Genomic DNA, 21,584 nt, shown 5'->3' with positions numbered 1-21,584 from the left:
CAGCCCCTTCAGTACGACTTACGCCAAATACACCCGCTCCAGCGCCCCGCGTGAGACGTTGCCCTTGCTGTCCTCCGCCTCGATGTAATAGCGCACATCACCGGCCCCGACCGGTAGTTGAGCGGTAAAATAATGCGCCGTAATGACCGCGCCCGTTTGCGACGGATAAGCGCCGTTATCACGCATCTCAATGCGGCTTTCGCCGGTAGCGGCGCGCAGCACCAGTATGACCCGCTTCAACCCGGTAATGTCGTAGATGAAGGTATGCACCGTACCTTCGCGCGGCGCATCGAGTAGACAACCCTGCCCCCAGCGCTTGCCGCCTGGATTTTCCGGCGTGATCCACGGTGCGAAAATGGTCGGGCCGGTTTGATCGCGGCCCGCCGCCAACACTGCATCGACTGCGCTTTTGACCTTTTCATAGCCGACATTGGCCGCATTGGTCACCTGTTGATCCCAGATATGTTGGCCAGTCCAGTACCAGTAACAACTGGTTTCGGCGGTCAGCAACAGGCGGCTGACATCCTCCAGCCACGGCTTGCCGGGATAGGCGTCTTCCATAGCGTGGACCACGTTCTGAAACGCGGTCAGCACGGCCCAGGAATTGAGATCGGGCGAATAGGGCTGATCGTAGCGGCTGAACCACTTCATAAACTGCGGATCGCCGTTATCCGCGCCACTCCAGGAACCCGGTTCGATGTGGGCTGCTTGATTGGGGTCCGGTGGGAAACGATCCAGATAGTCGTGAACGGTGGTCAATTCAAAACGCGGGTCGCCCTGTAACCACTGCACCAGTTGACCGGTGTTGTGGTTGTAGTAACTGTCCGCGCCGCCGCCGTGGTTGTCACCATCGGAGTGCAACAGGAAAAATGGCGGATGCTGCGGATCAAATGCGCCGGTATCGACAATCTGGTTATAGACCTGGCCCAGCACATCGGGATATTGCAGTGCGCCGAAGCCACCACGGGCGTCTTCGTTGCCGATATAGCGCTCGGCGGGCACAGCAATAATTTTGTGAATCTGGCCGTCGGGGTCTTCGTACTGCACATATTCCGGCTTGAGCAGGCTTGGCGCGATCTTCGATCCGGCCCAGATATTGCGCAATTGCAGCCAGTCATCGACCGGCGGATTGACCTGTTCGGCGGGATTTGGCGGCAGCATCCCCTCATTGATCCCAGCATAAGGATAATCCCGGCAGGCCCGGAAGCGGTGGATCGAATCGTAAATCACCGCCCGAATGCCCGCCTGATTGAGCGCTGGGATCATACGGATATGGAATGCCGTTTCCGGTGGGAACATCACGCTGGAGGCTTCGATGCCGAAGGTGGAGCGAACGATTTCCCGATGCCATTCTACTTGCTTGACAATATTGCGTCCCGGAATCAGCGCCATCAGCGGATGGAAAAAACCAAAGGCGGAAAAATCCACCCGTGGATGGCCCAAGGCGGTTTTTTCCTGAGCGACGGCGCGCAGTTCATTATTCCAACCGCCGAAGCGGCCACCGCACAGCCCATCCGCAGCACAACGATTGAGCTGCTCGATCAATGAACCGCTCCAACTGGTCGATAACCCGGCATGAGGCAAACCAGCCCCCGCATACTGACGCACGGCGGTGGGAATGTAATGCGTGTAGGGGCCACCGCGTGCGCCAAAGATCGAATCTTTCTCGCCATCCCAGTACAACCGGTCAGTAGCGTTGTAGTAGGGCTGGTGCATGTGCTTGTGAATGCCGAAGTACAGTTTGACCGGCGTATCATCGGAACCGGTCGCTACCCGGATGACGGGTTTTGCCCTGGCCCCTGGTATTAATTGCAAGCGGCGGAATTCCTTCAGCCAATCGCCGCCACCGGCATGGTGAATATCGGCCTTGCGGCAACCCTCCACCTGTACATTGATCTCACCGGGTCGCAGCAGACCGGCTGGTACGTCGAGGGTGTAGTGGTATTCGCGCCCCCCGCCCTGGCTGACCTGGAGGGCATCGGCTTTAAACAGCCGTTGCCCATCGGGCGTGTGCAAAATGATTTGGGGAAAGGGAACCTGTCCATCAGTGGTAAAGCGGATACTGAAGGCTGGATTCTTACCCGAATCATCGCATTGCAGCGTTTCAGGTACGTCAACTTTCAAAATACAGCTAAACACGTCGGTCATTGCCAATCCTCAAGTGGGTTCTCCCGTCCGTCTGCCCTGGGGGCGAAGGAGGGCAGTATGGATTTCATCGTCATGGGCATGAGTTTAATGCGGTTCGGAGGAATTACTGCTGCCAACTGGAAAAACGCCGTGTCACTGTCATCAATTTTGAGCGAAACTATCGCATTCTTAATAAACTTAGGAGTTACGCAGTTGAAATTCTAAGTGATTGATTAATGGAAAATTTCGGTTGTCTACCGCACAAGTCGATTTCTTTTAAAATCAGAGTGTTAGAGATCCAACTGCGTAACTCCTAAAACTGCCTGACGATTAGAAAAATAACCACCTGATTAATTTACTTTTAACTCTGTTCTGGCCGGAGCGACAGCGAGCATGGCAAAAATTGTCAAATTCACCAAGATTGTGGCGACATTAGGGCCTAATTCCCGTAATCCGGACGTGGTGGAAGGTTTGTTGCAGGAAGGCGCCGATGTCATCCGGTTGAATTTTTCTCACGGTACCCACGACGATCATGCACTGTCGGTGCGGCTAGTGCGGGAAGCCGCACAAAAACTCCATCGCTATATCGCCATTTTTCAGGATTTACAGGGGCCGAAGATTCGGCTTGGCCAGATACAAGGGGAATTTCTGGAGGTGGCGACTGGCGAGAGGCTGGTGCTGACCACTGATGATCTGGTCGGCGGTCTCTACGATAACGTTAAAAAAATTGCTATCGACCATCGCACCCTGCACGAAGAAGTCAAACCGGGTGATCGGATACTGATCGACGACGGGCTGTTCGAATTGACCGTCGAGCGGATTGAGGGCCACGAGATTTTCACGCAGGTGGTCAATGGTGGCCGCTTGAAGCCGCGCAAGGGCGTCAATTTGCCCAACATCAAGCTGAAGATTTCGGCGGTCACCGAAAAGGACCGGGCTGATTTGCAGTTTGCCTATGATCACGGCCTGGATTACGTCGCGCTGTCGTTTGTGCGCGATGCTGAGGATGTCAAGGAACTGATTGATTTCATGCTAACGAACTACGGGCGCAAGATTCCGATCATTGCCAAGATCGAGAAGCCGGAAGCCTTTCAGCATATCGATGGCATTATCAATGTGGTTGACGCGATCATGGTGGCCCGTGGGGATTTGGGTGTGGAAACCTCGCCGCAAGATGTACCGCTGATGCAGAAAACCATCATTCGGTTGTGCAACCTGGCGGGCAAGCCGGTGATTACCGCCACCCAAATGCTGGAATCGATGATCAATAATCCCCGCCCGACGCGCGCTGAAGCCAATGATGTGGCTAACGCCATTCTGGATGGCACCGATGCGGTGATGCTGTCCGGGGAAACCGCCGCAGGTCAATACCCGGTGGCGGCGGTACGGATGATGAAGAATATCGCCCTCAGTGTCGAAGCCAGCGATGTGTTTAAGACTCTCATGCATAAGAGCGTGCTGACTCACGAGGAATTGATGAGCAAGGTGGCTTTACGGGTCGAGGATGCGGTGCATTTCGCCACGGTGGATTTAGTCGAGAAGGTACGGGCGACTTATCTGGTGGGGTTTACCAACAGCGGCGCCAGCGTGCTGGGTTTGGCCAAATTCCGGCCGGTGGCACCGCTGATCGCATTCAGCTCAAAGCTGGGTACTCTGCGCAAGTTGGCGTTAGTGTGGGGTGTGACACCGCTGCAACTCGGTAGCGTAGTCACTTCGGTCAATGATCTATTAACCGCCGCGACCGAGTTTCTCTTGAACAAGGGCTTGATTCAGGAAGATGAAATCGTGGTGTTCAGTGCCGGCGTGCCGGTTGGCGTGTCCGGTGGAACCAATATGATCAAAGTGGAGAGGGTGAAGCGGGAGGATTGAGCAAGCGCACATCATTGGCCATGGCGCAGGCTAACAAATCCTCGGTAACTGCTCGCCACTGAGCCAATCCACCAGGCGACTACCGCCAAACACGGTTTTCATCTCAACAAAATGGTGATCATCGGCGACGACCTGGCCGATGATCGCCGCCTCTTGGCCCAGCGGATGATCGCGCATCGCCGCCAGCAGTTTATCGGCCGCCGCCGCCGGACAGATTGCCAGCAATTTACCCTCATTGGCGATATACAAAGGATCAAGGCCGAGAAATTCGCCCAGGGCGCGTACCGGCTCACGTAACGGAATCGCTGCCTCCTGCAAGCGCATTCCTACCCCGGCTTGCTGGGCGATCTCGTTCAAAGCCGTGGCCAGACCACCACGGGTTGGGTCGCGCAGACAGTGAATATCGGGAACCGCCGTGACCATCGCTGCAACCAATTCATGCAGCGCGGCCGTATCTGATTGAATCGGCGTATCAAAGCTCAAGTTTTCCCGCTGGGATAGCACCGCCATGCCGTGTTCGCCGATGGCGCCGCTGAGGAGAATGGCGTCGCCTGGTTGCGCCCGGCTGGCGGAAATCGTCACACCTGCCGCTACGATGCCGATGCCGGTGGTGGTGATGAACACGCCATCGCCCTTACCGCGCTCGACCACTTTAGTATCACCGGTGACGATGGCGACTCCAGCCTGTCGCGCCGCTTGCGCCATCGACTCGACAATGCGTTTGAGGTCGGCTAGTGGAAAGCCTTCTTCCAGAATAAAGCTGGCGGCGAGATAAAGCGGTCGTGCGCCAGCCATCGCCACATCATTGATCGTGCCATGCACCGACAGGCAACCGATATCGCCGCCGGGAAAGAACAGCGGCGAGACGACATGGCTATCGGTGGCCATTACCAACCGACTGGCCGGAATGGCAAACTGGGCGCAATCATCCTGAGTGCGCAGCCATTCATTATCGAAAGCGGTGAGGAACAATTCTTCGATCAATTGCGCCATCGCTCGGCCGCCGCCGCCGTGGGTCATTTCGATGCAACCGTGCGCGATATCCAGGCGGCGGGGAAATAAATCGCGACGGCTCATGACGCTGCCGCCTGCCGAAAGCGACCGTAGTGATAGTAGGCCGCACAAGCACCCTCAGCGGACACCATGCAGGAACCCAGGGGATGCTCAGGCGTACAAGCCGTGCCGAACACCGTGCAATCCTGTGGGTGTTTGACGCCACGTAGCACCTCACCGCAGGCGCACGCTTTATGATCGGCCGCTTGAATGGGCGGCATCTCGAACCGCTGTTCGGCGTCCCATTCGGCGAATTCTGGCCGGATGGCCAAGGCACTGTCCGGCAGCCAGCCCAGGCCGCGCCATTCAAAGGTGGGCCGCACCCTGAACATCTCTTCCATCAAGCCCTGGGCTTTGCGATTGCCTGCTGCACTGACTGCACGGGTATATTCGTTTTCTACAATCGCTTCGCCCGCATTGATCTGGCGGATCAACATGGCGATGGCGCGGAGCATGTCCAGTGGCTCGAAGCCGGCGATCACCAGCGGCCGCTGATGATCACGGGCAACGAATTCATAAGGTTGGCTGCCGATGATGGTGCTGACATGGGCCGGGCCGATAAAGCCATCGACTTCGCCACCGGCGGCCAGCAAGGCACGCAGGGCGGGCGGCGTGAGGACATGGTTGCAGTACACGCTGAAATTACGCAAGCCTTCCTGTTGCGCTTGCCGGATCACAACCGCCGTTGGTGGGGTGGTGGTTTCAAAGCCGATAGCGAAAAACACCACCGACCGTTCCGGGTGGGCGCGGGCGATCTCCAGCGCGTCGCTGATCGAGTACACCATGCGGATATCCGCACCGCGCGCCTTGGCTTTTAGCAGGGTGTCGCCGTGTGCGCCCGGCACCCGCAGCAGATCGCCGTAGCTGCACAGAATCAGCCGTTCCCGCTCCACCAGTTCAATAGCGGCTTGCAGACGACCGCTCGGCAGTACGCACACTGGGCAACCGGGGCCGTGAATCAGCCGAATGGTGTCCGGCAAGAGATCTTCGATGCCGTAACGACAGATGGCGTGGGTGTGCCCGCCGCAGAATTCCATCAAGGCATAATGGCGATTCGGCGCGACCGCCTGGCGAATGTGGGCGGCGAGACCTTGCGCCAATTGACCATCGCGGAATTCATCGAGATATTTCATTGCCGATCACCTCCGCCATTTCCGCAAACAGCCGCAAGGTTTCCGCCGCTTCGTCCGGGTCGAGCCGGTTGAGTGCATAACCGACATGGACGATAACGTAATCACCGACCGCGACTTCCTCCAGCAAGGCGGTGGAGATGGGCTTGCGCACCCCGCCCATGTCCACAATCGCCTGGTCGTATTCCAGAATTTCGATGACTTGAGCGGGGATAGCAAGGCACATGGGCAACAATCCTCTGAAAGGCGATAATAATTGTTAGGAGTTACGCAGTTGGATCTCTAACACTCTGATTTTAAAAGAAATCGACTTGTGCGGTAGACAACCGAAATTTTCCATTAATCAATCACTTAGAATTTCAACTGCGTAACTCCTAAATTGTAAAGGCGGTAACCGCCGGTCCCCATGCTCCGTGCTGAGGTCACAACAGCCTAAAGCGTAGATTGGGCGATGCGGGGATTCCACCCGGTGCGCGGTGATTTGCCAGGCCAACTGATTTTGCATCGAACTAAAAAATGGGAGTTTTGCAATGAGCATGAGTGGTTTTTTTAAGGCGTTTAATGCTGATCAACTCAGTGCGATGGCAGAAGATCATAGCCTGATTGATCAATGGATTTTTGAAGAAGAAAAGTATCTGCTTGAGACCGATGTTGAAAATGCCTGGCATGTGCTTGCCGAAGTGCTGGATGGTGATGGCTTTCACGTCGGGGAGCATATCGAAGATGCGTTGAGCATGGGCTGTTTCCTGGTTTCTCCAGAGGATGCAGCCGAGCAAGCTGAAAACTTGGCGAATTGGACACATGAGGAAATTATTGAGAATTTGCAGAATTTAGATGAGGGTGCGGATTTGTATCGATTAGATAGCTACAAAGAGGATGAGCAAAGTTTATTGAATGAATTTGATAAACTGGTGAAGTTCTATAGTGAGTGCTCTAAAAATGGATTTGGGATTTTGCATTATGTGGCCTGATGTGGGGTTTTCTGAAACGGGTGCAACCCAGTGCGTGGCAAAGAAACCGCTATAGAGGTGCTCCATGCGTAAATTTTCACGACACATGCCGCCAGCGCCAACCCGTAAACTGCCTCCTCTGGCTTGGTTTTTCTTTGCGGTTTTATTAACGGCATTTGCTTTATCAGCCTGGAATTATCCGGTCATCATCTGTTTATGGATTCTGCTGCTTGTAGCTTCAGTAGTTTTTGATTCTTGGCGTAAGCAACGAATGATCGAGTGGCGGGCTGGTGAGAGTATTTGTCAGTTTGCCCGTTCGTTCGACTACCGAAAAACCGATACCCGAATTATTCGGGCAGTTTATGAAGAAGTGGGTCGATTTCTCGGTACAAAAGACCGCCTCTTTCCTTTGCGGGCCGCTGACACGCTTTTTTCCGATGATGGGCTGAAGCTGGATTCAGAAGATCTGGATCTGATTGCCGAGGATATCGCCTTTCGAGCAGGGCGGTCTTTGTGCAATGCTGAACACAATCCATATTTTAGCAGGATTACAACGGTTGCCGATTTGGTAGCGTTTTTTATGGCGCAACCAGAAACAAGCCCCGCTTGATGCTTGTTCATTCCTCAGCGGTAGAAATCTGGCTTGCCACCCACGCTTGTCCCAAACTGAGACCACCATCATTCGGTGGCGCTTGTTGGGCGCTAAAGACTTGCCAGCCGCTTTGTTCTAAATGGGCGCGAAGCTGCGTTAGCAAGAGCCGATTGAGAAAGCAGCCACCGCCGAGCGCGATTTGCCGAATCCCTGATTGTTCACCCGCCCAATGTACCCATTCGCTTAAAGCAAGCGAGAGCGTAGCATGAAAGTAAGCGGCACCCGCGGCGGCGGCTATTCCCTGACTCAATCTATCGAGCAGAGGAAAAAGGTCTAATACGCCCGCCTCGCTGAGCAGAAAACCCGTTGTCAGTGGCGTTATCGGGCCGTGCTGATGCGCCAAGGCTTCCAGTTCCATCGCTGCCTGGCCTTCATAAGCAGTGATCTCGCGCACACCGAGCAGCGCGGCGGTGGCATCAAACCAGCGGCCTGCGCTGCTGGTTTCGGGCGTATTGATCCCTTGTTCCAGCATTTGCCGGATCAATGCCGCTTTAGGACCGAAGCGCTGAATCATGGCATCGTGCCGCCCCAAGCGATGGAGTGCCGCTGCCGCCAGCCGCCACGGTTCGCGCGCCGCGCGATCACCGCCCGGCAGAGGCAACGGCCGTAAATGGCCCAGGCGCTGGCAATGCGCGCCATCGACCTGCAACAATTCCCCACCCCAGATGCCGCCGTCTGCACCGAGGCCAACGCCATCCAACGCTAATCCTAACATTGGCTCCTGCAAGCCATGCTCTGCCATCACCGCCGCGATATGGGCATGATGATGCTGAACGGCGATACAGGGCAAACGCCGTTCTGCGGCATAGGCGGCCGCCAAGCGGCTACTGGGAAAATCAGGATGCAGGTCACAGGCAACCCGTTCGGGCGTGATGTGCAGAATATCCTGCAAATGCGCCACCGCCTCCTCCAGCGCTCGACAGGTTTCAGCATTGTCGAGACTGCCAATATGCGGCGAGAGGTAAGCCCGATCCCCACGGGTCAGGCACACAGTATTTTTGAGAAACCCGCCCAGCGCCACGACCGAAGGCCCAGCGTGGGGTAGGCGGATGGCTTGCGGCGTGTAACCCCGTGCACGGCGGATGAAAAACGGCTTATCAGCGCCAAGCGCGAGCACGCTATCGTCGCAGCGGGCCAGAATTGCGCGATCATGGGTGACGAAGCCATCGGCAATGCCCTGCAAGCGCTGCACGGCCTCGGCATCGCCCATCACCAAAGGCTCGCCACCGGGATTGGCGCTGGTCATCACCAAGCGCAGGGGGTGCGGTTGGCCCAGCCAGGCCGTTCCGGCAGGCCGACCCGCCGCTTCATGAAACAGCAGATACTGCAATGGCGTATAGGGCAGCATCACACCCAGATGCGCCAGGCCGGGCGCGATATCGGCCAAATTTTGCATACTGGCGGCCGACTGGCGCAGCAACACAATAGGCCGCTGTGGCGATTGCAAAAGCTGTTGCTCGATAGCGCTGCTTTCAACCCAGCCTGTCAGTGACGCCAGGTTGGCGACCATCAGCGCGAATGGCTTGGCGTCGCGCTGTTTGCGCTGCCGTAAGCGGGCCACTGTAGCCGTGTTTTGCGCATCACAGACCAGATGAAAACCGCCTAAGCCCTTGATGGCCAGAATCTCGCCCGCCAGCAGTCGCGCCAGGGCAGCGGCGATGACTTCATCGACGTTGCGCGGTTGACCGGCGGCATCGAGCAGTTGCAAGCGAGGCCCGCAGACAGGGCAAGCATTGGGCTGAGCATGAAAGCGGCGGTCGGCGGGATCGCGGTATTCTCGCTCACACGCCGGACACAGCGCGAAACCGGCCATGCTGGTATTGGGGCGGTCGTAAGGCAGTTGGGCGGTGATGGTGTAGCGCGGGCCGCAATCGGTGCAGTTGAGGAACGGATAACGGTAGCGGCGATCATGGGGAGCGAATAACTCGCTTAAACAAGCCGCACAGATCGCGGTATCGGGAGTAATGTCGGCAGTGGTTGCACCGCCGCTGGTTGCGGCGATCTGGAATGAGCACGGTGGCTCGGTTGAACCCGGCGGCAGGGCATCGATCAGCAGCGTATCGATCCGCGCCAGCGGCGGCGGCTGGCGCAAGTCACTTAGAAAATCAGCCACCGCTTGGGCCGGGCCTTGTACCTCAATAGTGACGCCCGCGCCATCATTGCGGACAAAACCGCTTAAGCCATGCCGCACCGCCAGCCGGTATACGAAAGGCCGAAAGCCTACCCCTTGCACCTGGCCGCGAATCTGAATCGCGTGGCGTTGCAGCGCGGCCATGCGCCAGGCTAAAGACCCGCTAAATGACGCTGCGGCGAATGGTGCCGCCACCGTGGATCAGATGCGCCCGCGCCGCCGCCAGTTCGGTTTCCAACTGGTCAATCTGCGCCGCCAACGCCGCATGGCGACCCTGCCGCACCCAGTCTAGCCATGCCTCCAGTCCTTCGCCGCTGCGGGCGGAGAGCTGGAGGATGTCCAGTTGATGATTGACCCGGCGCGCGTTATCTAGACACTGGGCGACATCAAAATCGACATGGGGCAATAGATCGGTTTTGTTGAGCAACATCAGCTTGGCGGCTGCGAACATGTTGGGATATTTCAGCGGCTTATCCTCGCCTTCCGTCACGGACAGAATGACGACTTTCGCCGCCTCGCCCAGATCAAAATCGGCCGGACACACCAGATTGCCGACGTTTTCGATGAACAGCACGCCGCCTTTCGGGAGCGGCAACCGTTCCAGCGCATGGCCGATACCGTGGGCATCCAGATGACAACCCTTGCCGGTGTTGATCTGCAAGGCCGGTACGCCAGCGGCCTTAATCCGCTCCGCATCGTTGGCGGTCTGTTGATCGCCGCTGATGACCGCCACCGGAAATTCATCACGCAATAGCTGCGCGGTGCGGATCAGTAGCGAGGTCTTGCCGGAGCCGGGGCTGGAAACCAGATTCAGGACAAAAACGCCCAATTCCAGAAAGAGATGCCGGTTGCTGGCGGCGAATCCCGCATTCTTCGCCAAAATATCCTGTTCAAGACTGACTCGCCGCTTTTCATCGTGGGTGTGGCTGTGCGGGAGACCGTCATGATGATGATCAGCCGGGTGCTCATGGCGATGTCCCTGATCGTGGTCAGGGTCGTGAGAATGAATGACCGCTTCGGTTTCGCCGCAGCCGCAATTAGCGCACATTTAATCGACCTCCATCTCTTTGATCCGTAATTCATTACCGCCGGTCAAGCGCCATTGGTAACCGCCACAGCGCGGGCACGGATCGAATAATTGATTGATCTCTACCGATTGGGCGCAATCCAGGCACCAGGCGCGTCCCGGCAGGGTAATGATCTCCAATTCGGCCTGCGCCGCCACCGTATTCTCCCGCACGGCTTCAAAAGCGAAACGCAGCGCTTCCAATTCGACATTCGCCAGCGCGCCGATTTCCAGCCACACCCGCCGGATATGGTGAAAACCCTGTTGGCGGGCTTGGCTGGTGATGGTTTCGATGATGCTTTCGCCCAGCGAAAACTCGTGCATGAGCTAGCTATGACCGGGCGACATCAGGCTCAGAACGCCATCCGGCTAGCCGACCAACAGCAACATCCCGCTGGCCGCGATAGCCGCGCCGCCCAGCCGTAACAGACGCGCGGACACCCCCCGTTGCGCCAGCAGACCGCTGCCGATACCCGCGCCATGCAGCAGTGCGGTCGTCAGCATGAAGCCGACGCTGTACCACAGAGTGGTCGATCCCGCCACCCTTTCCGCGCCATGAGCGTAGCCGTGGAACAGGGCGAACACCCCAACCAAGACCATGCTTGCCGCCAGTGGCAGGCGTGAAGCGAATGCGATCAGCCCGCCGAGAATCAGCACCGAACCGGCGATACCCAGCTCCACCAGCGGTAATGGGATGCCCGTCAAGCCGAGCAGGCCGCCTAAGGCCATCGTCGCTACGAAGGCTAGCGGTGCGCACCAAAGCGCCCGGTTACCCAATTGCGTCGCCCATAAGCCGACCGCGATCATGGCCAATACATGATCCAGGCCGCTGACAGGGTGGCTGAGTCCAGCAAAGAAATCGCTATGAGAGACGCCAGTATGGGCCTGAACGCTGTTTCCCAGCCCTAGCAGCAGCAAACCCAGTAACCAGCGCTTATCAGACAGGTAGAATCGCATGATCAATCTCCCAATGGTTTTAAGAGGTAAAAAATATAATATAATTAATAGCTTGATCAGTTTTTGAGTGTTGCCAGAAAGCTGATGAGTTTGGCGCGTTCATCCGCATTCGGCAGACCGATCAGGGTTTTCTTGGTGCCCGGCATGAATTTGATCGGATCAGTCAGATAATCATTTAGCTCCTTCTCCGTCCAGACCCCACTGGCGGAGGCCAGCGCCACCGAATAGCCATAACCTTTGGCCCGTCCTTTCGGTGCGCCGACCACCCCCCAGAGATTCGGGGCCGAGCGCAGCGGGCCGCCTTTTTCGATGCTGTGACAAACCACACATTGTCCGGCAGGCCCATCCAGGCCGACCGGTGTCGCTGCATAACGATAGGGTACTTCAGCGGAATCAGCTTCCGTCAGGGCGAACGGGCCAGCGGTCGGGCTGACCACCCATAAGACTCCCACCAAGACCAGCAGGCCGATTGCAAGACCTAATAGCGGTTGCCACGGGTACTTTGTCATGCTGTATCCCCCTTCGATCATTCCTGAACTATAGTTGATAAAAATTATAGCCAAGAATTTCAATCCCGTAGCGGGAGTAGGTGAAATTCACGGCATTAAAAATCAGGTGGGATGGCAGGAGGAGGCGAATGGTCGAGCAACGCAGATCGATACCGGGTGGTGACTGTACCGAGTGCCGGATGCGCCAGAGTAATGAATGGCAGGTGTTGAGGGAAGAGGAAGTGAATTTTCTCGCCCGTAGCCAGAAATGCCGTTCATATCATGCCGGTGAGGTAGTGTTTGCTGAAGGTGAACCCAGCTATGGAATTTATTGCGTCAAATCCGGCACGGTGGCCATTCGCAAGATCGATAACATCGGTAATCCGGTATTGGTGCAATTGGGTTATCCGGGGGATACCTTAGGTTATCGCGGCTTGCTGTTGGGGGAAAATCGCAATTCCAGCGCAGAAGCGCTTGGCCCCAGTAAGATTTGCTTTATCGACAAGCAGGCGGTGAATACGCTGTTGGATAAGAATCCGGCTCTGGGTTTGCAGTTTCTGCGGCGTGTGACCACCGATCTGGATAATGCCTATACCAAGCTGGTAGAAAACGCCACCTTTTCCAACCGTACCAAATTCTTGCATTTATTATTGGTCTTGATGAATCGGCATGGCCGGATGACGAATGATGGCAGCCGAGTCATGCAATTGCCGCTGTCACGCCGTGATATGGCCTCAATGATCGGTACGCGCCATGAAACCGTGTCGCGGATTATCAGCCGACTTGAAGAAGATGGCATCGCCCGTTTTTCGGGGCGAACCGTGCATGTAAAGCAGCCGCATTCCTTGTTGGAGGAGATCAGGCCGGTAGTGTTGGAATGAGGTTTATTGACTTGGCTTTATCCGGTGGCGGCGGCGCGGCGAAGAGATTCAGCCTTTTTTGGAGGGTACCCAATCATTTATGCTTCCAGCAATTGCATTCGTCTTCGTCTTTTTGAAATCAGTAAAAACTATCGTAAGTGCCTGATCGCTGGATACCGATGTTCACCAAATCTCCTGCTTAGAAGCTCAAATATTTAATCAACTGATTGATTGTCATAAAGTAAAAAATATGGATAATCAGATGGGTTCAGGCAGTGTTCTCAAGGATTTGATGCTGTGGCCTCGCTGACAGTCACACGATTCCTACCCGTGCGTTTAGATTGCATGAGCGCCTGATCAGCGCGGGCAAATAGCATTTCATTGGTTTCAGTACCGTTCCACTCCGCGACGCCAATGCTGACTGTTTTGGTGAAGCTTTGCGTGCCGATGTTAAAGACATGCTGTTCGACTGCCACCCGTAAAGCTTCCGCCCTTATCTTAGCTCCGGCGCAATTCGCCTGCGGCATGAGCACCATAAATTCCTCGCCGCCCCAACGAGCCACGCAGTCGGTGCTGCGGATGTTGTTGCGAATCAATTGTGCCAACCCGGCAATCACCTGGTCACCAACCAAATGCCCATATTCGTCATTGACTTGCTTGAATTTATCGCAGTCGATCACCATAACTGAAAACGGTTCTGCTGTCTCGTGGGCATGGTTACGCACTTGCAAAAACTTGTTGTCTCCAGACGAACGATTGGCAACGCCTGTCAGCTTATCGGTAACGGCAACATGCCATAACCGCCGCTGATAACGAGCGACTACCCACAGGGTGAGGACCAGCACCGCGAGTGTCGCAATGAGTCCAATCACCAAATTGAGGAATAAGACCCGGCCAAGCGGCTTTAAGGATTCATGTTCATCTTGTGATATTACGAGATACCATTTTAATTCTGGAATAAAACGGGAATTAACATGGGTCAGCGAATGGTGACCCTCATTTCGATACGATAACTTTGTTTGTATTGGAGAGTGATTTAATATACTTTGAGTCAGTGAGCTTAAGCCGGTTAGTTCATTGAGTGGTGTAGGGCGTGAATTACTGATCGGATCATAAAGGGAATTATGACCGGCCATATCGTAGAATGCAATTTCCCGGTTAAACTTGCGATTATAATTAGCAACTAAATTAACGATAGCATCACTGGACAGGCTAACACCGGTTACACCGAGGAAGCGGCCAAAATCATCAACGATCCGAAAATTGATAAATACGGTGAGCCAATTACCGTTGCGCTCATCTCTGTCAATATTGATTTCATAAGGCTCCTTCATCGAGCGTACCCGAAAAAACCAGGTATCCTTTTCGTCAATTTGCCTTAAAATATCATTTGCAGTGAAATAGCGTCGCGTATATTCAGAAGCATAAAATGTGGTAAAGGCATTATAGCGCACCTTGATTTCAGCCAGATAGCGAATCACTGCGCTGGTATCTTGCTCACCCCTGGCAATCCAATCACGTAAAAAAGTATTGTGTGCCATCTGATCTGCTATAAAAACAGGTTTAATTAAATCCCGCTGTATCTCTGAATAAATACTGTCACCTGTCAACGGTAATTCATTTTCAATAATATTTATCCGAATATTGTTGCGGGCCACAATATAAGAGAGGCTAATCGTGGTTATAAAGGCTATAGTCAAAATCAAGGTTAATAAGATAAAGAGATGGCGTTGATGCCGATTGATATCGACCATAGGATCTCCACTGGTTTATCTTCTGAAAAATAGCACTAACGGTTTACAAAATATCATACATGGCCATGCTTAGAAAAGCCTGTAGCAATAACCGCTAATCAGGTTTTTTAAAGCCTCTGAAGTTATTATGCTTGTGTAAAATAGAGGGAGCTAATTATTAATGATAAATGAGATGCTATACTTGATAAAGATCATTGTTGCTTTTATAAAAAAATTGTGTTTTACAGTTTTCCTTCGATGATAAGTGCTTGATTGAAATCCAACCCGCTTTTACGCTGACAACGTCCATAACTGTAGAGAAGCGTCGGCCCCGTGGGAATGCGGTTGAGTGCGGAACACGCATAGAACCCGCTGCGTGGTGAAGTACGAAAACCAAGCCCGATGCCCCTATAGGCGGCCTCGGTGAAACAGAAAATCCTGATGGCGATGTCAGAACTCCCCGTTATTGAGGGTGGGGAAGATGCCAAACCGCCATCGCCTTTATTTGCTCCTAACAAAAAATCCCCAAAAAATTGACGATTATCAAAGCATCGGCCTCATGCCTTACTAGCTTTTTAAGAGTTGCTGCGGTAGCGAGGGGCAGATGGTCATGCATGATGTCAACGAAATCGTCGATCTTGAAACTTACGAGATCCAAAATCCCGATAGTTACGAAGGCGCGTTGGGGGGGCTGACCCGCCGCGAGTTTCTCAAATACTGCACTGGGGTCGCGGCGACTCTGGGCTTGTCCGCGCTGATGGGCATCCGCATCGCCGAAGCGGCCACCGCCAAAACCCGGCCGCCGGTGATCTGGCTGTCGGCGCAGGAATGCACCGGCTGCACTGAGTCGCTGCTGCGCGCCTATCACCCGACGCTCGATACGCTGATCCTCGATATGATCTCGCTGGATTATCACGAGGCGTTGTGCGCGGGCGCGGGCCATCAGGCGGAAGCCTATAAAGCCAAGTCGATGAAGGCGAACTGGGGCAAGTTCGTCCTGGTGGTGGACGGTTCGATTCCCACCAAGGACGGCGGGGTGTATTGCATGGTGGCGGGCAAGCCGATTCTGGAAGCGGTCAAGGAAGCGGCGGAAGGGGCGGCGGCGATCATCGCCATCGGTTCTTGCGCCTCGTGGGGCGGCATCCCGTCCAGCGATCCCAACCCGACCCACGCCAAGCCGGTGCATGAAATTCTGACCGGCAAGACCGTCATCAACATCCCCGGTTGTCCGCCCAATCCCTATAACTTTCTGTCCACCGTGCTCTATCTGCTGACCTTGGGCAAACCGCCCGCGCTGGATACGAAGAACCGGCCAAAATTTGCTTACGGCCGCTTGATTCATGAGAACTGCGAGCGGCGTCCGCACTTCGACGCCGGTCGTTTTGCCCTGGAGTTTGGCGATTACGGCCATCGGCAGGGCTTCTGTCTTTATAAACTCGGCTGCAAGGGGCCGGAGACTTACGCCAATTGCCCGTCCATCGGTTTTGGCGATGTCGGCGAGGGCAACTGGCCGGTCGGCATCGGTCATCCCTGCTTCGGCTGCACCGAAAAAGGCATCGGCTTCACCAAGCCGATTCACGCGCTGGCCACCGTGCAAACCTATGCGCCGCCGACCGCGTTCCCGGCCGTCGGTTCGCCAAAGGGTGAGGGCATGACGCCCGGCGCGGCCGCCGTGCTGGGCGGGGTTGCGGGCTTGGCGGTCGGAGCGGGGGCAATGGCCCTGCGCGGCATGGATGGCGCGTCAAAGTCCGAAGACGATTCCAGCGAGAAACGCTAAGGAGGTGCGCCATGAGTCTGAGCCGCCGACAATTTTTACGCGGTGCGGCCGGGGCCGTCGCCACCGCCGCCGCTTCAGTCGCGGAGGCCGCCGCGCCGTTTGCGCCGCGCGAAAACAAACCGCTGCCGCCCAAAGCCATCGGGATGCTGTATGACTCGACCCAGTGCATCGGCTGCAAAGCCTGCGTCAGCGCCTGTAAGGACGCCAACGGGATGCCAGTCGAACAGCCGCAAGCCCTGGCAGGTTGGAACGAGGGTACTTGGGACACCGCCGAGGATTTGTCCGGCAAGACCCTGAACGTGATCCGGGTCTATCAGCACGGCACGATGGCCGAGAAAGACCACGAGGTGAATGGCTATGCCTTCGTCAAACGCCATTGCCTGCATTGTCTCGACCCGTCCTGCGTGTCGGTGTGTCCGGTCAGCGCGATGCAAAAAAATCCGCTCACCGGCGTTGTCACCCACGATCCCGACGCCTGCATCGGCTGTCGTTACTGCGTGCTGGGCTGTCCGTTCAACGTGCCGCATTATCAGTTTGACGAGGCGCTCGGCCAGATTTCCAAGTGTCAGTTTTGCCAGCATTTGTTGCAGGACAATCCGCTGTTTACCGACAACGAGGCGGCGCTGGCGCAAGCGGGTACCTCGGCGACTGAACTGTGGAAAAACAGCCGGATTCCGGCCTGTTGCGATGTCTGCCCGACCGGCGCGTCACTGTTTGGCTGGGTCAACGATTTGCAAGCCGAGGCGGAGCGGCGCATGGCGCTCAAGCCGGGCGAAATGTACGACTTTCCGCGCGGCTTGCTCGGTGGCGACCGCGCGCCCAATACCGCCCCGGTCGGCGCCTACAAGCCGCATATCTATGGCGAAAAGGAATCCGGTGGGACTCAGGTGCGCTATTTGACGGGCGTGCCGCACGAAAAATTGGGCTTGCCGGTGTTGCCCAATCATTCCTCGGCCGCCGTCACCGAAGGGGTGCAGCACACCCTTTATAAAGGCATGATCGCGCCGATTGCCTTGCTGGGCGGTTTGGTGATGTTGGCCCGGCGCAGCATCAAGGGCGAGGAGAAAGGCCCGCATGAGGAGGAGTCGTCATCATGAGCGCCATCATCCATCGGCCGCTCGGCGGCAAAATCGTCACCAAGCCTTTTCTCATTCTCGGCTTGTTCGTGTTGATCTCCGCGTATTTCATCATCCGCCGCTTTCTGTTCGGCATGGGCGACGTGTCCAACATGAACAACGGTTTCCCCATCGGCACCTGGGTGGTGCTGGATGTGGTGATCGGCACGGCGTTCGGTTGCGGCGGCTTCGCTATGGCCTTGCTGATCTATATTTTCAACCGCCACACCTATCATCCGTTGATGCGCCCGGCGCTGCTGGGCGGGGTGTTTGGTTACACCCTGGGCGGTTTGGCGGTGATGGTCGATCTGGGCCGTTACTGGCACGCTTTTCATCTGCTCATGCCCTGGTATGCGCAGCCGAACTCGGTGATTCTGGAAGTCGGCTTGTGCGTGATGGCCTACATCACCGTGCTGTGGCTGGAGTTCTGGCCGGCCTTTTTGGAGCGGATGCCGCTCGGCTTTAAGCGGCGGTTCGGTTTGGACAAATTGCAGGCGTTTCTGAAGCGCTACATGTACGTGCTGGTCGCACTCGGCGTGCTGCTGCCGACCATGCATCAATCTTCGCTCGGCACGGTGCTGCTGATTCTCGGCCACAAGCTGCCGCCGCTGTGGAACACCCAATGGCTGCCCTTGCTGTTTCTGAGTTCGGCGCTGGCGATGGGCTATGGGGTGGTGATGCTGGAAGCGACGCTGGTCAACCGGGCCTTCAATACGCCGTCCGAAGTGAGGCTGTTCGCCCGGCTGTCGAGAGTCGCCGCTGGCTTGCTGATCGGCTTTTCGGTGCTGCGCTGGGCCGATGTGATGGTTCGCGGCCAGCTTGATTTGGCCTTCGCCGGGGATTTGAACGGCAATCTGTTCCTGCTCGAAACCGTGTTGTTCCTCGCCCCGGTGTTTATCCTGCTCTCGGAGCGCCGCTGGAGCCAACGCTGGCAGTTCCTCGGTGCGGTGTGCATTCTGGCCGCCGGTTCGCTGTATCGTCTTGATTCTTATCTCATTACCCTGCAACCCGGCAACGGCTGGACCTATTTCCCGTCCGCGCCGGAACTGCTCATCACCATCGGTATCGTCTGCCTGGAAATCATGCTGTACCTGCTGTTCATCAAGACGCTGCCGGTGTTGCCTGGCGGCACCGCCAAAGCTTAGGAGAGGCCGTCATGACTCGCATCACCATCGATCCCATTACCCGCATCGAAGGCCATTTACGCATCGACTGCGAAGTCAACAACGGCAAAGTCACCAACGCTTGGTCGTCGGGCCAGATGTGGCGCGGCATCGAGATCATCCTGCAAGGCCGCGACCCGCGTGACGCCTGGATTTACGCCCAGCGCATCTGCGGGGTGTGCACCACGGTCCACGCCATCGTTTCGGTGCGGGCGATTGAAAACGCGCTGAATCTGGAAGTGCCGCTCAATGCCCAGTACATCCGCAATATGATCGTGGCGGCGCACGGCATTCACGATCACATCGTGCATTTCTACCAATTGGCGGCGCTCGATTGGGTCGATATCGTCTCCGCCTTGTCGGGCAGTCCCGAAGGGGCGTCCAAGCTGGGCGGCACACTGTCCGACTACCGGCGCAATGGCGTCCAGGAAATCCGCCAAGTTCAGGAAAAGCTGAAAGCCTTTGTCGGCACCGGCCAATTGGGCGTGTTCGCCAGCGGCTACTGGGGCCATCCGGCGATGAAGTTGCCGCCCGATGTCAATCTGCTGGCCGCGACCCATTATTTGCAGGCACTGGAATATCAGCGGATCGCCAACCGCATCGTCGCCATTCTCGGCTCGAAAACGCCGCACATCCAAAATCTCGCGGTCGGCGGCGTCGCCAACCCGATCAATCCCGATAGTCAATCGACACTGACTCTGGAGCGGCTGTTTGCCATCAAGGCCGAAATCGACAAACTGGGCGAATTCGTCAACAAGGCGATGCTGCACGATGTGGCGGCGGTGGGGGCGCTGTATGCTGACTGGACCAAATACGGGGCGGGCATCACCGATTATCTGTCGGTGCCCGATCTGCCGCTGGACACCAAAGGCACCCGCTTTGAACTGCCCGGCGGTTTCATCGCCAAGGGCGATTTGAGCACCTTCAAGCCGATTACCAGCTATCAGGACGGCTTCTTCCGGGATGGCGTCAAGGAAAGCGTCAAACACGCTTGGTATGAGTACAAGGGCGATGACAAAGCGCGTCATCCCTACGACGGCCAGACCCGGCCGCTGCATACCGGTTTTGAGGACAACGGCAAATATTCCTGGGTCAAAGCGCCGACCTTTTATGACCAGCGGGTGCAAGTGGGGCCACTGGCGAATGTGCTAGGGATGGTGGCCGCCGGTCACGAGCCGACCAAGCGCCATGTCAACCGCGTGCTGGAAGTGGCCAGTGCGATTGCCAAGACCCCGATTCCGGTCACGGCCCTGCATTCGACCATCGGCCGCATCGCCGCCCGTGCGATTCGCTGCGCGGTGTTGCTGGAATCTCTGCAAAATCAATGGCAATTGCTGATTGATAACATCGCCAAGGGTGATTTTGATACCTTCAATCGGCCGGTATTTCCCAAGGGCGAGATTCGCGGTTTTGGCTATCACGAAGCGCCGCGCGGGGTATTGTCGCATTGGGCGGTGATCGAAAAGGGCAAGATCAAGAATTATCAAGCCGTAGTGCCGAGCACCTGGAACGCCGGGCCGCGTGACGATAACGACGTGCCCGGCCCCTATGAAGCCTCGCTGATGGATAATCCCATCGCCAACACCGAATTGCCGTTGGAAGTGTTGCGGACGGTGCATTCCTTTGATCCGTGTCTGGCCTGCGCCATTCATCTGGTGGACGCCAAGAAACGGCCTATTGTGCAGGTCAAGGCGCTCTGATGCGGGTGGTGGTGCTGGGCCTCGGCAATATCCTGTTGCGCGACGAAGGTGTCGGGGTGCGGGTGATTGAGGCGCTGGCGGAGCGTTATATCTTGCCGCCGGAGGTTGAAGTTGTGGACGGTGGCACCGCCGGGATGGAGTTGTTGAACGTCATCGCCAGTTGCGATCATTTATTGATTTGCGATGCGGTAAAGGAGGATGCGCCGCCAGGGACGGTGATTAAACTGGTTGATGCTGAAATTCCCACCTTCTTTCAGACCCGCTATTCACCACATCAACTCGGTTTGGCGGATGTATTGGCCACGCTGACTTTGACCGATGAAGCGCCGGGTAGCGTGACCTTGATTGGTGTGGTGCCGCTGGATATGGAATTGGGGATTGAATTGTCGCCGGAAGTGGGGGCAGTGGTGGGGAAGGCGGTGGAAGACATGGTGGCAGTGTTGCGGGGGTTGGGTTGTGGGTTTGAGCGGAGCAGCCCGGCGGGGGTTGTTGCGCTGAGTAGTGGAGGGTAGGGTAGAATTTGGAGCCTGCTTATCGGCTTTGAAAGTGGCTTCATGTAAAGATATGAAGTTGATAAAGTTCATTGGAATTAGCTGCTTGTCTTTTGTGTGGTGAGAAATTCTGTGGATAGGTAGAAACTATATAATCACTTGTTAGCCCTTAGAACATAAGGTTATTTATATAGGAGTTACGCAGTTGAAATTCTAAGTGATTGATTTAGGAGTTACGCAGTTGCCGGTAGCCTGTAAAGTGGATTAGTCAGATAGGTGCGGATGGCGGGGCGGATGATAGCGAGTTTCGCCTCAAACCAGC

Annotated in this window: 19 protein-coding genes; 9 read left to right on the top strand and 10 right to left on the bottom strand. The window is 56.1% G+C overall.

Going from position 1 to position 21,584, the window contains the following annotated elements; genetic code table 11:
• Positions 1-18: 18 nt before the first annotated feature.
• On the bottom strand, positions 19-2,148 hold the full coding sequence (locus BN873_RS14755) for a polysaccharide deacetylase family protein (RefSeq protein WP_048675334.1): 2,130 nt from the start codon (positions 2,146-2,148) through the stop codon (positions 19-21).
• A gap of 372 nt (positions 2,149-2,520) precedes the next feature.
• Between BN873_RS14755 and pyk the strand changes: the two genes are divergently transcribed.
• Complete coding sequence (gene pyk / locus BN873_RS14750; protein WP_048675331.1) at positions 2,521-3,996, top strand: pyruvate kinase; 1,476 nt, start codon at positions 2,521-2,523, stop codon at positions 3,994-3,996.
• Between the two features lie 30 nt (positions 3,997-4,026).
• On the opposite strand, the gene hypE is transcribed toward pyk, so the two are convergent.
• Genes hypE through BN873_RS14735 form a run of 3 tightly spaced genes read right to left on the bottom strand, consistent with a single transcriptional unit; the run spans position 4,027 to position 6,405 of the window.
• A complete protein-coding gene (hypE, locus tag BN873_RS14745; RefSeq protein ID WP_048675327.1) occupies positions 4,027-5,073 on the bottom strand; it encodes a hydrogenase expression/formation protein HypE in 1,047 nt (348 codons plus the stop codon).
• Positions 5,070-6,182, bottom strand: a complete 1,113-nt coding sequence (gene hypD / locus BN873_RS14740) for a hydrogenase formation protein HypD (protein WP_048675324.1) — start codon at positions 6,180-6,182, stop codon at positions 5,070-5,072. Before hypD ends, hypE begins: the two co-directional genes overlap by 4 nt.
• Entirely contained in the window at positions 6,166-6,405 is a 240-nt protein-coding gene (locus BN873_RS14735; RefSeq protein WP_048675321.1) for a HypC/HybG/HupF family hydrogenase formation chaperone, read from the bottom strand. The genes hypD and BN873_RS14735 overlap by 17 nt, the downstream gene beginning before the upstream one ends.
• A gap of 310 nt (positions 6,406-6,715) precedes the next feature.
• Here BN873_RS14735 and BN873_RS14730 point away from each other — a divergent pair, with 310 nt between their 5' ends.
• Positions 6,716-7,150: a DUF1877 family protein gene (locus BN873_RS14730; RefSeq protein ID WP_171820496.1), complete on the top strand. Its 435-nt coding sequence runs from the start codon at positions 6,716-6,718 to the stop codon at positions 7,148-7,150.
• A 64-nt stretch (positions 7,151-7,214) separates the two neighbouring features.
• Positions 7,215-7,739: a hypothetical protein gene (locus tag BN873_RS19660; protein ID WP_071244322.1), complete on the top strand. Its 525-nt coding sequence runs from the start codon at positions 7,215-7,217 to the stop codon at positions 7,737-7,739.
• A 7-nt stretch (positions 7,740-7,746) separates the two neighbouring features.
• Here BN873_RS19660 and hypF read toward each other — a convergent pair whose 3' ends face one another.
• The 5 genes from hypF to BN873_RS14700 are packed head-to-tail and all read right to left on the bottom strand — an operon-like array spanning position 7,747 to position 12,444.
• Positions 7,747-10,056, bottom strand: a complete 2,310-nt coding sequence (gene hypF / locus BN873_RS14720) for a carbamoyltransferase HypF (RefSeq protein WP_048675315.1) — start codon at positions 10,054-10,056, stop codon at positions 7,747-7,749.
• A 19-nt stretch (positions 10,057-10,075) separates the two neighbouring features.
• Positions 10,076-10,960, bottom strand: coding sequence for a hydrogenase nickel incorporation protein HypB (gene hypB, locus BN873_RS14715; RefSeq protein ID WP_048675311.1), 885 nt, complete (start codon positions 10,958-10,960; stop codon positions 10,076-10,078).
• Positions 10,961-11,302, bottom strand: coding sequence for a hydrogenase maturation nickel metallochaperone HypA (gene hypA / locus BN873_RS14710; RefSeq protein ID WP_048675309.1), 342 nt, complete (start codon positions 11,300-11,302; stop codon positions 10,961-10,963).
• Between the two features lie 45 nt (positions 11,303-11,347).
• The gene (locus tag BN873_RS14705) at positions 11,348-11,935 is read right to left on the bottom strand and encodes a HupE/UreJ family protein (protein ID WP_048675306.1); all 588 of its coding nucleotides are present in this window, start codon (positions 11,933-11,935) and stop codon (positions 11,348-11,350) included.
• Positions 11,936-11,991: 56 nt separating this feature from the next.
• Positions 11,992-12,444 (bottom strand): c-type cytochrome, encoded by a 453-nt coding sequence (locus tag BN873_RS14700; protein WP_048675303.1) that lies wholly within the window; start codon positions 12,442-12,444, stop codon positions 11,992-11,994.
• A gap of 128 nt (positions 12,445-12,572) precedes the next feature.
• On the opposite strand from BN873_RS14700, the gene BN873_RS14695 reads away from it, so the two are divergent.
• Positions 12,573-13,304, top strand: a complete 732-nt coding sequence (locus BN873_RS14695) for a Crp/Fnr family transcriptional regulator (protein ID WP_048675300.1) — start codon at positions 12,573-12,575, stop codon at positions 13,302-13,304.
• Between the two features lie 260 nt (positions 13,305-13,564).
• Here the strand turns inward: BN873_RS14695 and BN873_RS14690 are convergent, their stop codons facing one another.
• Entirely contained in the window at positions 13,565-15,037 is a 1,473-nt protein-coding gene (locus BN873_RS14690) for a sensor domain-containing diguanylate cyclase (RefSeq protein ID WP_048675297.1), read from the bottom strand.
• A gap of 589 nt (positions 15,038-15,626) precedes the next feature.
• Here BN873_RS14690 and BN873_RS14685 point away from each other — a divergent pair.
• Genes BN873_RS14685 through BN873_RS14665 form a run of 5 tightly spaced genes read left to right on the top strand, consistent with a single transcriptional unit; the run spans position 15,627 to position 21,283 of the window.
• Positions 15,627-16,793: a hydrogenase small subunit gene (locus tag BN873_RS14685; RefSeq protein ID WP_048675401.1), complete on the top strand. Its 1,167-nt coding sequence runs from the start codon at positions 15,627-15,629 to the stop codon at positions 16,791-16,793.
• Positions 16,794-16,804: 11 nt separating this feature from the next.
• Positions 16,805-17,890: a hydrogenase 2 operon protein HybA gene (gene hybA, locus BN873_RS14680; protein WP_071244318.1), complete on the top strand. Its 1,086-nt coding sequence runs from the start codon at positions 16,805-16,807 to the stop codon at positions 17,888-17,890.
• Positions 17,887-19,053, top strand: coding sequence for a Ni/Fe-hydrogenase cytochrome b subunit (gene hybB, locus BN873_RS14675; protein ID WP_048675294.1), 1,167 nt, complete (start codon positions 17,887-17,889; stop codon positions 19,051-19,053). Before hybA ends, hybB begins: the two co-directional genes overlap by 4 nt.
• 11 nt (positions 19,054-19,064) lie before the next feature.
• Positions 19,065-20,771: a nickel-dependent hydrogenase large subunit gene (locus BN873_RS14670; protein WP_048675290.1), complete on the top strand. Its 1,707-nt coding sequence runs from the start codon at positions 19,065-19,067 to the stop codon at positions 20,769-20,771.
• Positions 20,771-21,283: a HyaD/HybD family hydrogenase maturation endopeptidase gene (locus BN873_RS14665; protein WP_048675287.1), complete on the top strand. Its 513-nt coding sequence runs from the start codon at positions 20,771-20,773 to the stop codon at positions 21,281-21,283. The genes BN873_RS14670 and BN873_RS14665 overlap by 1 nt, the downstream gene beginning before the upstream one ends.
• Positions 21,284-21,584 lie beyond the last annotated feature (301 nt).

The organism is Candidatus Competibacter denitrificans Run_A_D11 (assembly GCF_001051235.1).
In the GTDB taxonomy this organism is placed as follows: domain Bacteria; phylum Pseudomonadota; class Gammaproteobacteria; order Competibacterales; family Competibacteraceae; genus Competibacter_A; species Competibacter_A denitrificans.
This window is presented reverse-complemented; position numbering and strand designations above follow the sequence as displayed.

Bases quoted from the DNA above. Each gene is read 5' to 3' on its own strand.
- BN873_RS14690 (WP_048675297.1), bottom strand. From the start codon at position 15,037: ATGGTCGATATCAATCGGCATCAACGCCATCTCTTTATCTTATTAACC.
- BN873_RS14695 (WP_048675300.1), top strand. From the start codon at position 12,573: ATGGTCGAGCAACGCAGATCGATACCGGGTGGTGACTGTACCGAGTGC.
- pyk (WP_048675331.1), top strand. From the start codon at position 2,521: ATGGCAAAAATTGTCAAATTCACCAAGATTGTGGCGACATTAGGGCCT.
- BN873_RS14755 (WP_048675334.1), bottom strand. From the start codon at position 2,148: ATGACCGACGTGTTTAGCTGTATTTTGAAAGTTGACGTACCTGAAACG.
- BN873_RS14700 (WP_048675303.1), bottom strand. From the start codon at position 12,444: ATGACAAAGTACCCGTGGCAACCGCTATTAGGTCTTGCAATCGGCCTG.
- BN873_RS14730 (WP_171820496.1), top strand. From the start codon at position 6,716: ATGAGTGGTTTTTTTAAGGCGTTTAATGCTGATCAACTCAGTGCGATG.
- BN873_RS14670 (WP_048675290.1), top strand. From the start codon at position 19,065: ATGACTCGCATCACCATCGATCCCATTACCCGCATCGAAGGCCATTTA.
- hypB (WP_048675311.1), bottom strand. From the start codon at position 10,960: ATGTGCGCTAATTGCGGCTGCGGCGAAACCGAAGCGGTCATTCATTCT.
- hypD (WP_048675324.1), bottom strand. From the start codon at position 6,182: ATGAAATATCTCGATGAATTCCGCGATGGTCAATTGGCGCAAGGTCTC.
- BN873_RS14665 (WP_048675287.1), top strand. From the start codon at position 20,771: ATGCGGGTGGTGGTGCTGGGCCTCGGCAATATCCTGTTGCGCGACGAA.
- hypA (WP_048675309.1), bottom strand. From the start codon at position 11,302: ATGCACGAGTTTTCGCTGGGCGAAAGCATCATCGAAACCATCACCAGC.
- hypE (WP_048675327.1), bottom strand. From the start codon at position 5,073: ATGAGCCGTCGCGATTTATTTCCCCGCCGCCTGGATATCGCGCACGGT.
- BN873_RS14685 (WP_048675401.1), top strand. From the start codon at position 15,627: ATGCATGATGTCAACGAAATCGTCGATCTTGAAACTTACGAGATCCAA.
- hybA (WP_071244318.1), top strand. From the start codon at position 16,805: ATGAGTCTGAGCCGCCGACAATTTTTACGCGGTGCGGCCGGGGCCGTC.
- BN873_RS14705 (WP_048675306.1), bottom strand. From the start codon at position 11,935: ATGCGATTCTACCTGTCTGATAAGCGCTGGTTACTGGGTTTGCTGCTG.
- hypF (WP_048675315.1), bottom strand. From the start codon at position 10,056: ATGGCCGCGCTGCAACGCCACGCGATTCAGATTCGCGGCCAGGTGCAA.
- hybB (WP_048675294.1), top strand. From the start codon at position 17,887: ATGAGCGCCATCATCCATCGGCCGCTCGGCGGCAAAATCGTCACCAAG.
- BN873_RS14735 (WP_048675321.1), bottom strand. From the start codon at position 6,405: ATGTGCCTTGCTATCCCCGCTCAAGTCATCGAAATTCTGGAATACGAC.
- BN873_RS19660 (WP_071244322.1), top strand. From the start codon at position 7,215: ATGCGTAAATTTTCACGACACATGCCGCCAGCGCCAACCCGTAAACTG.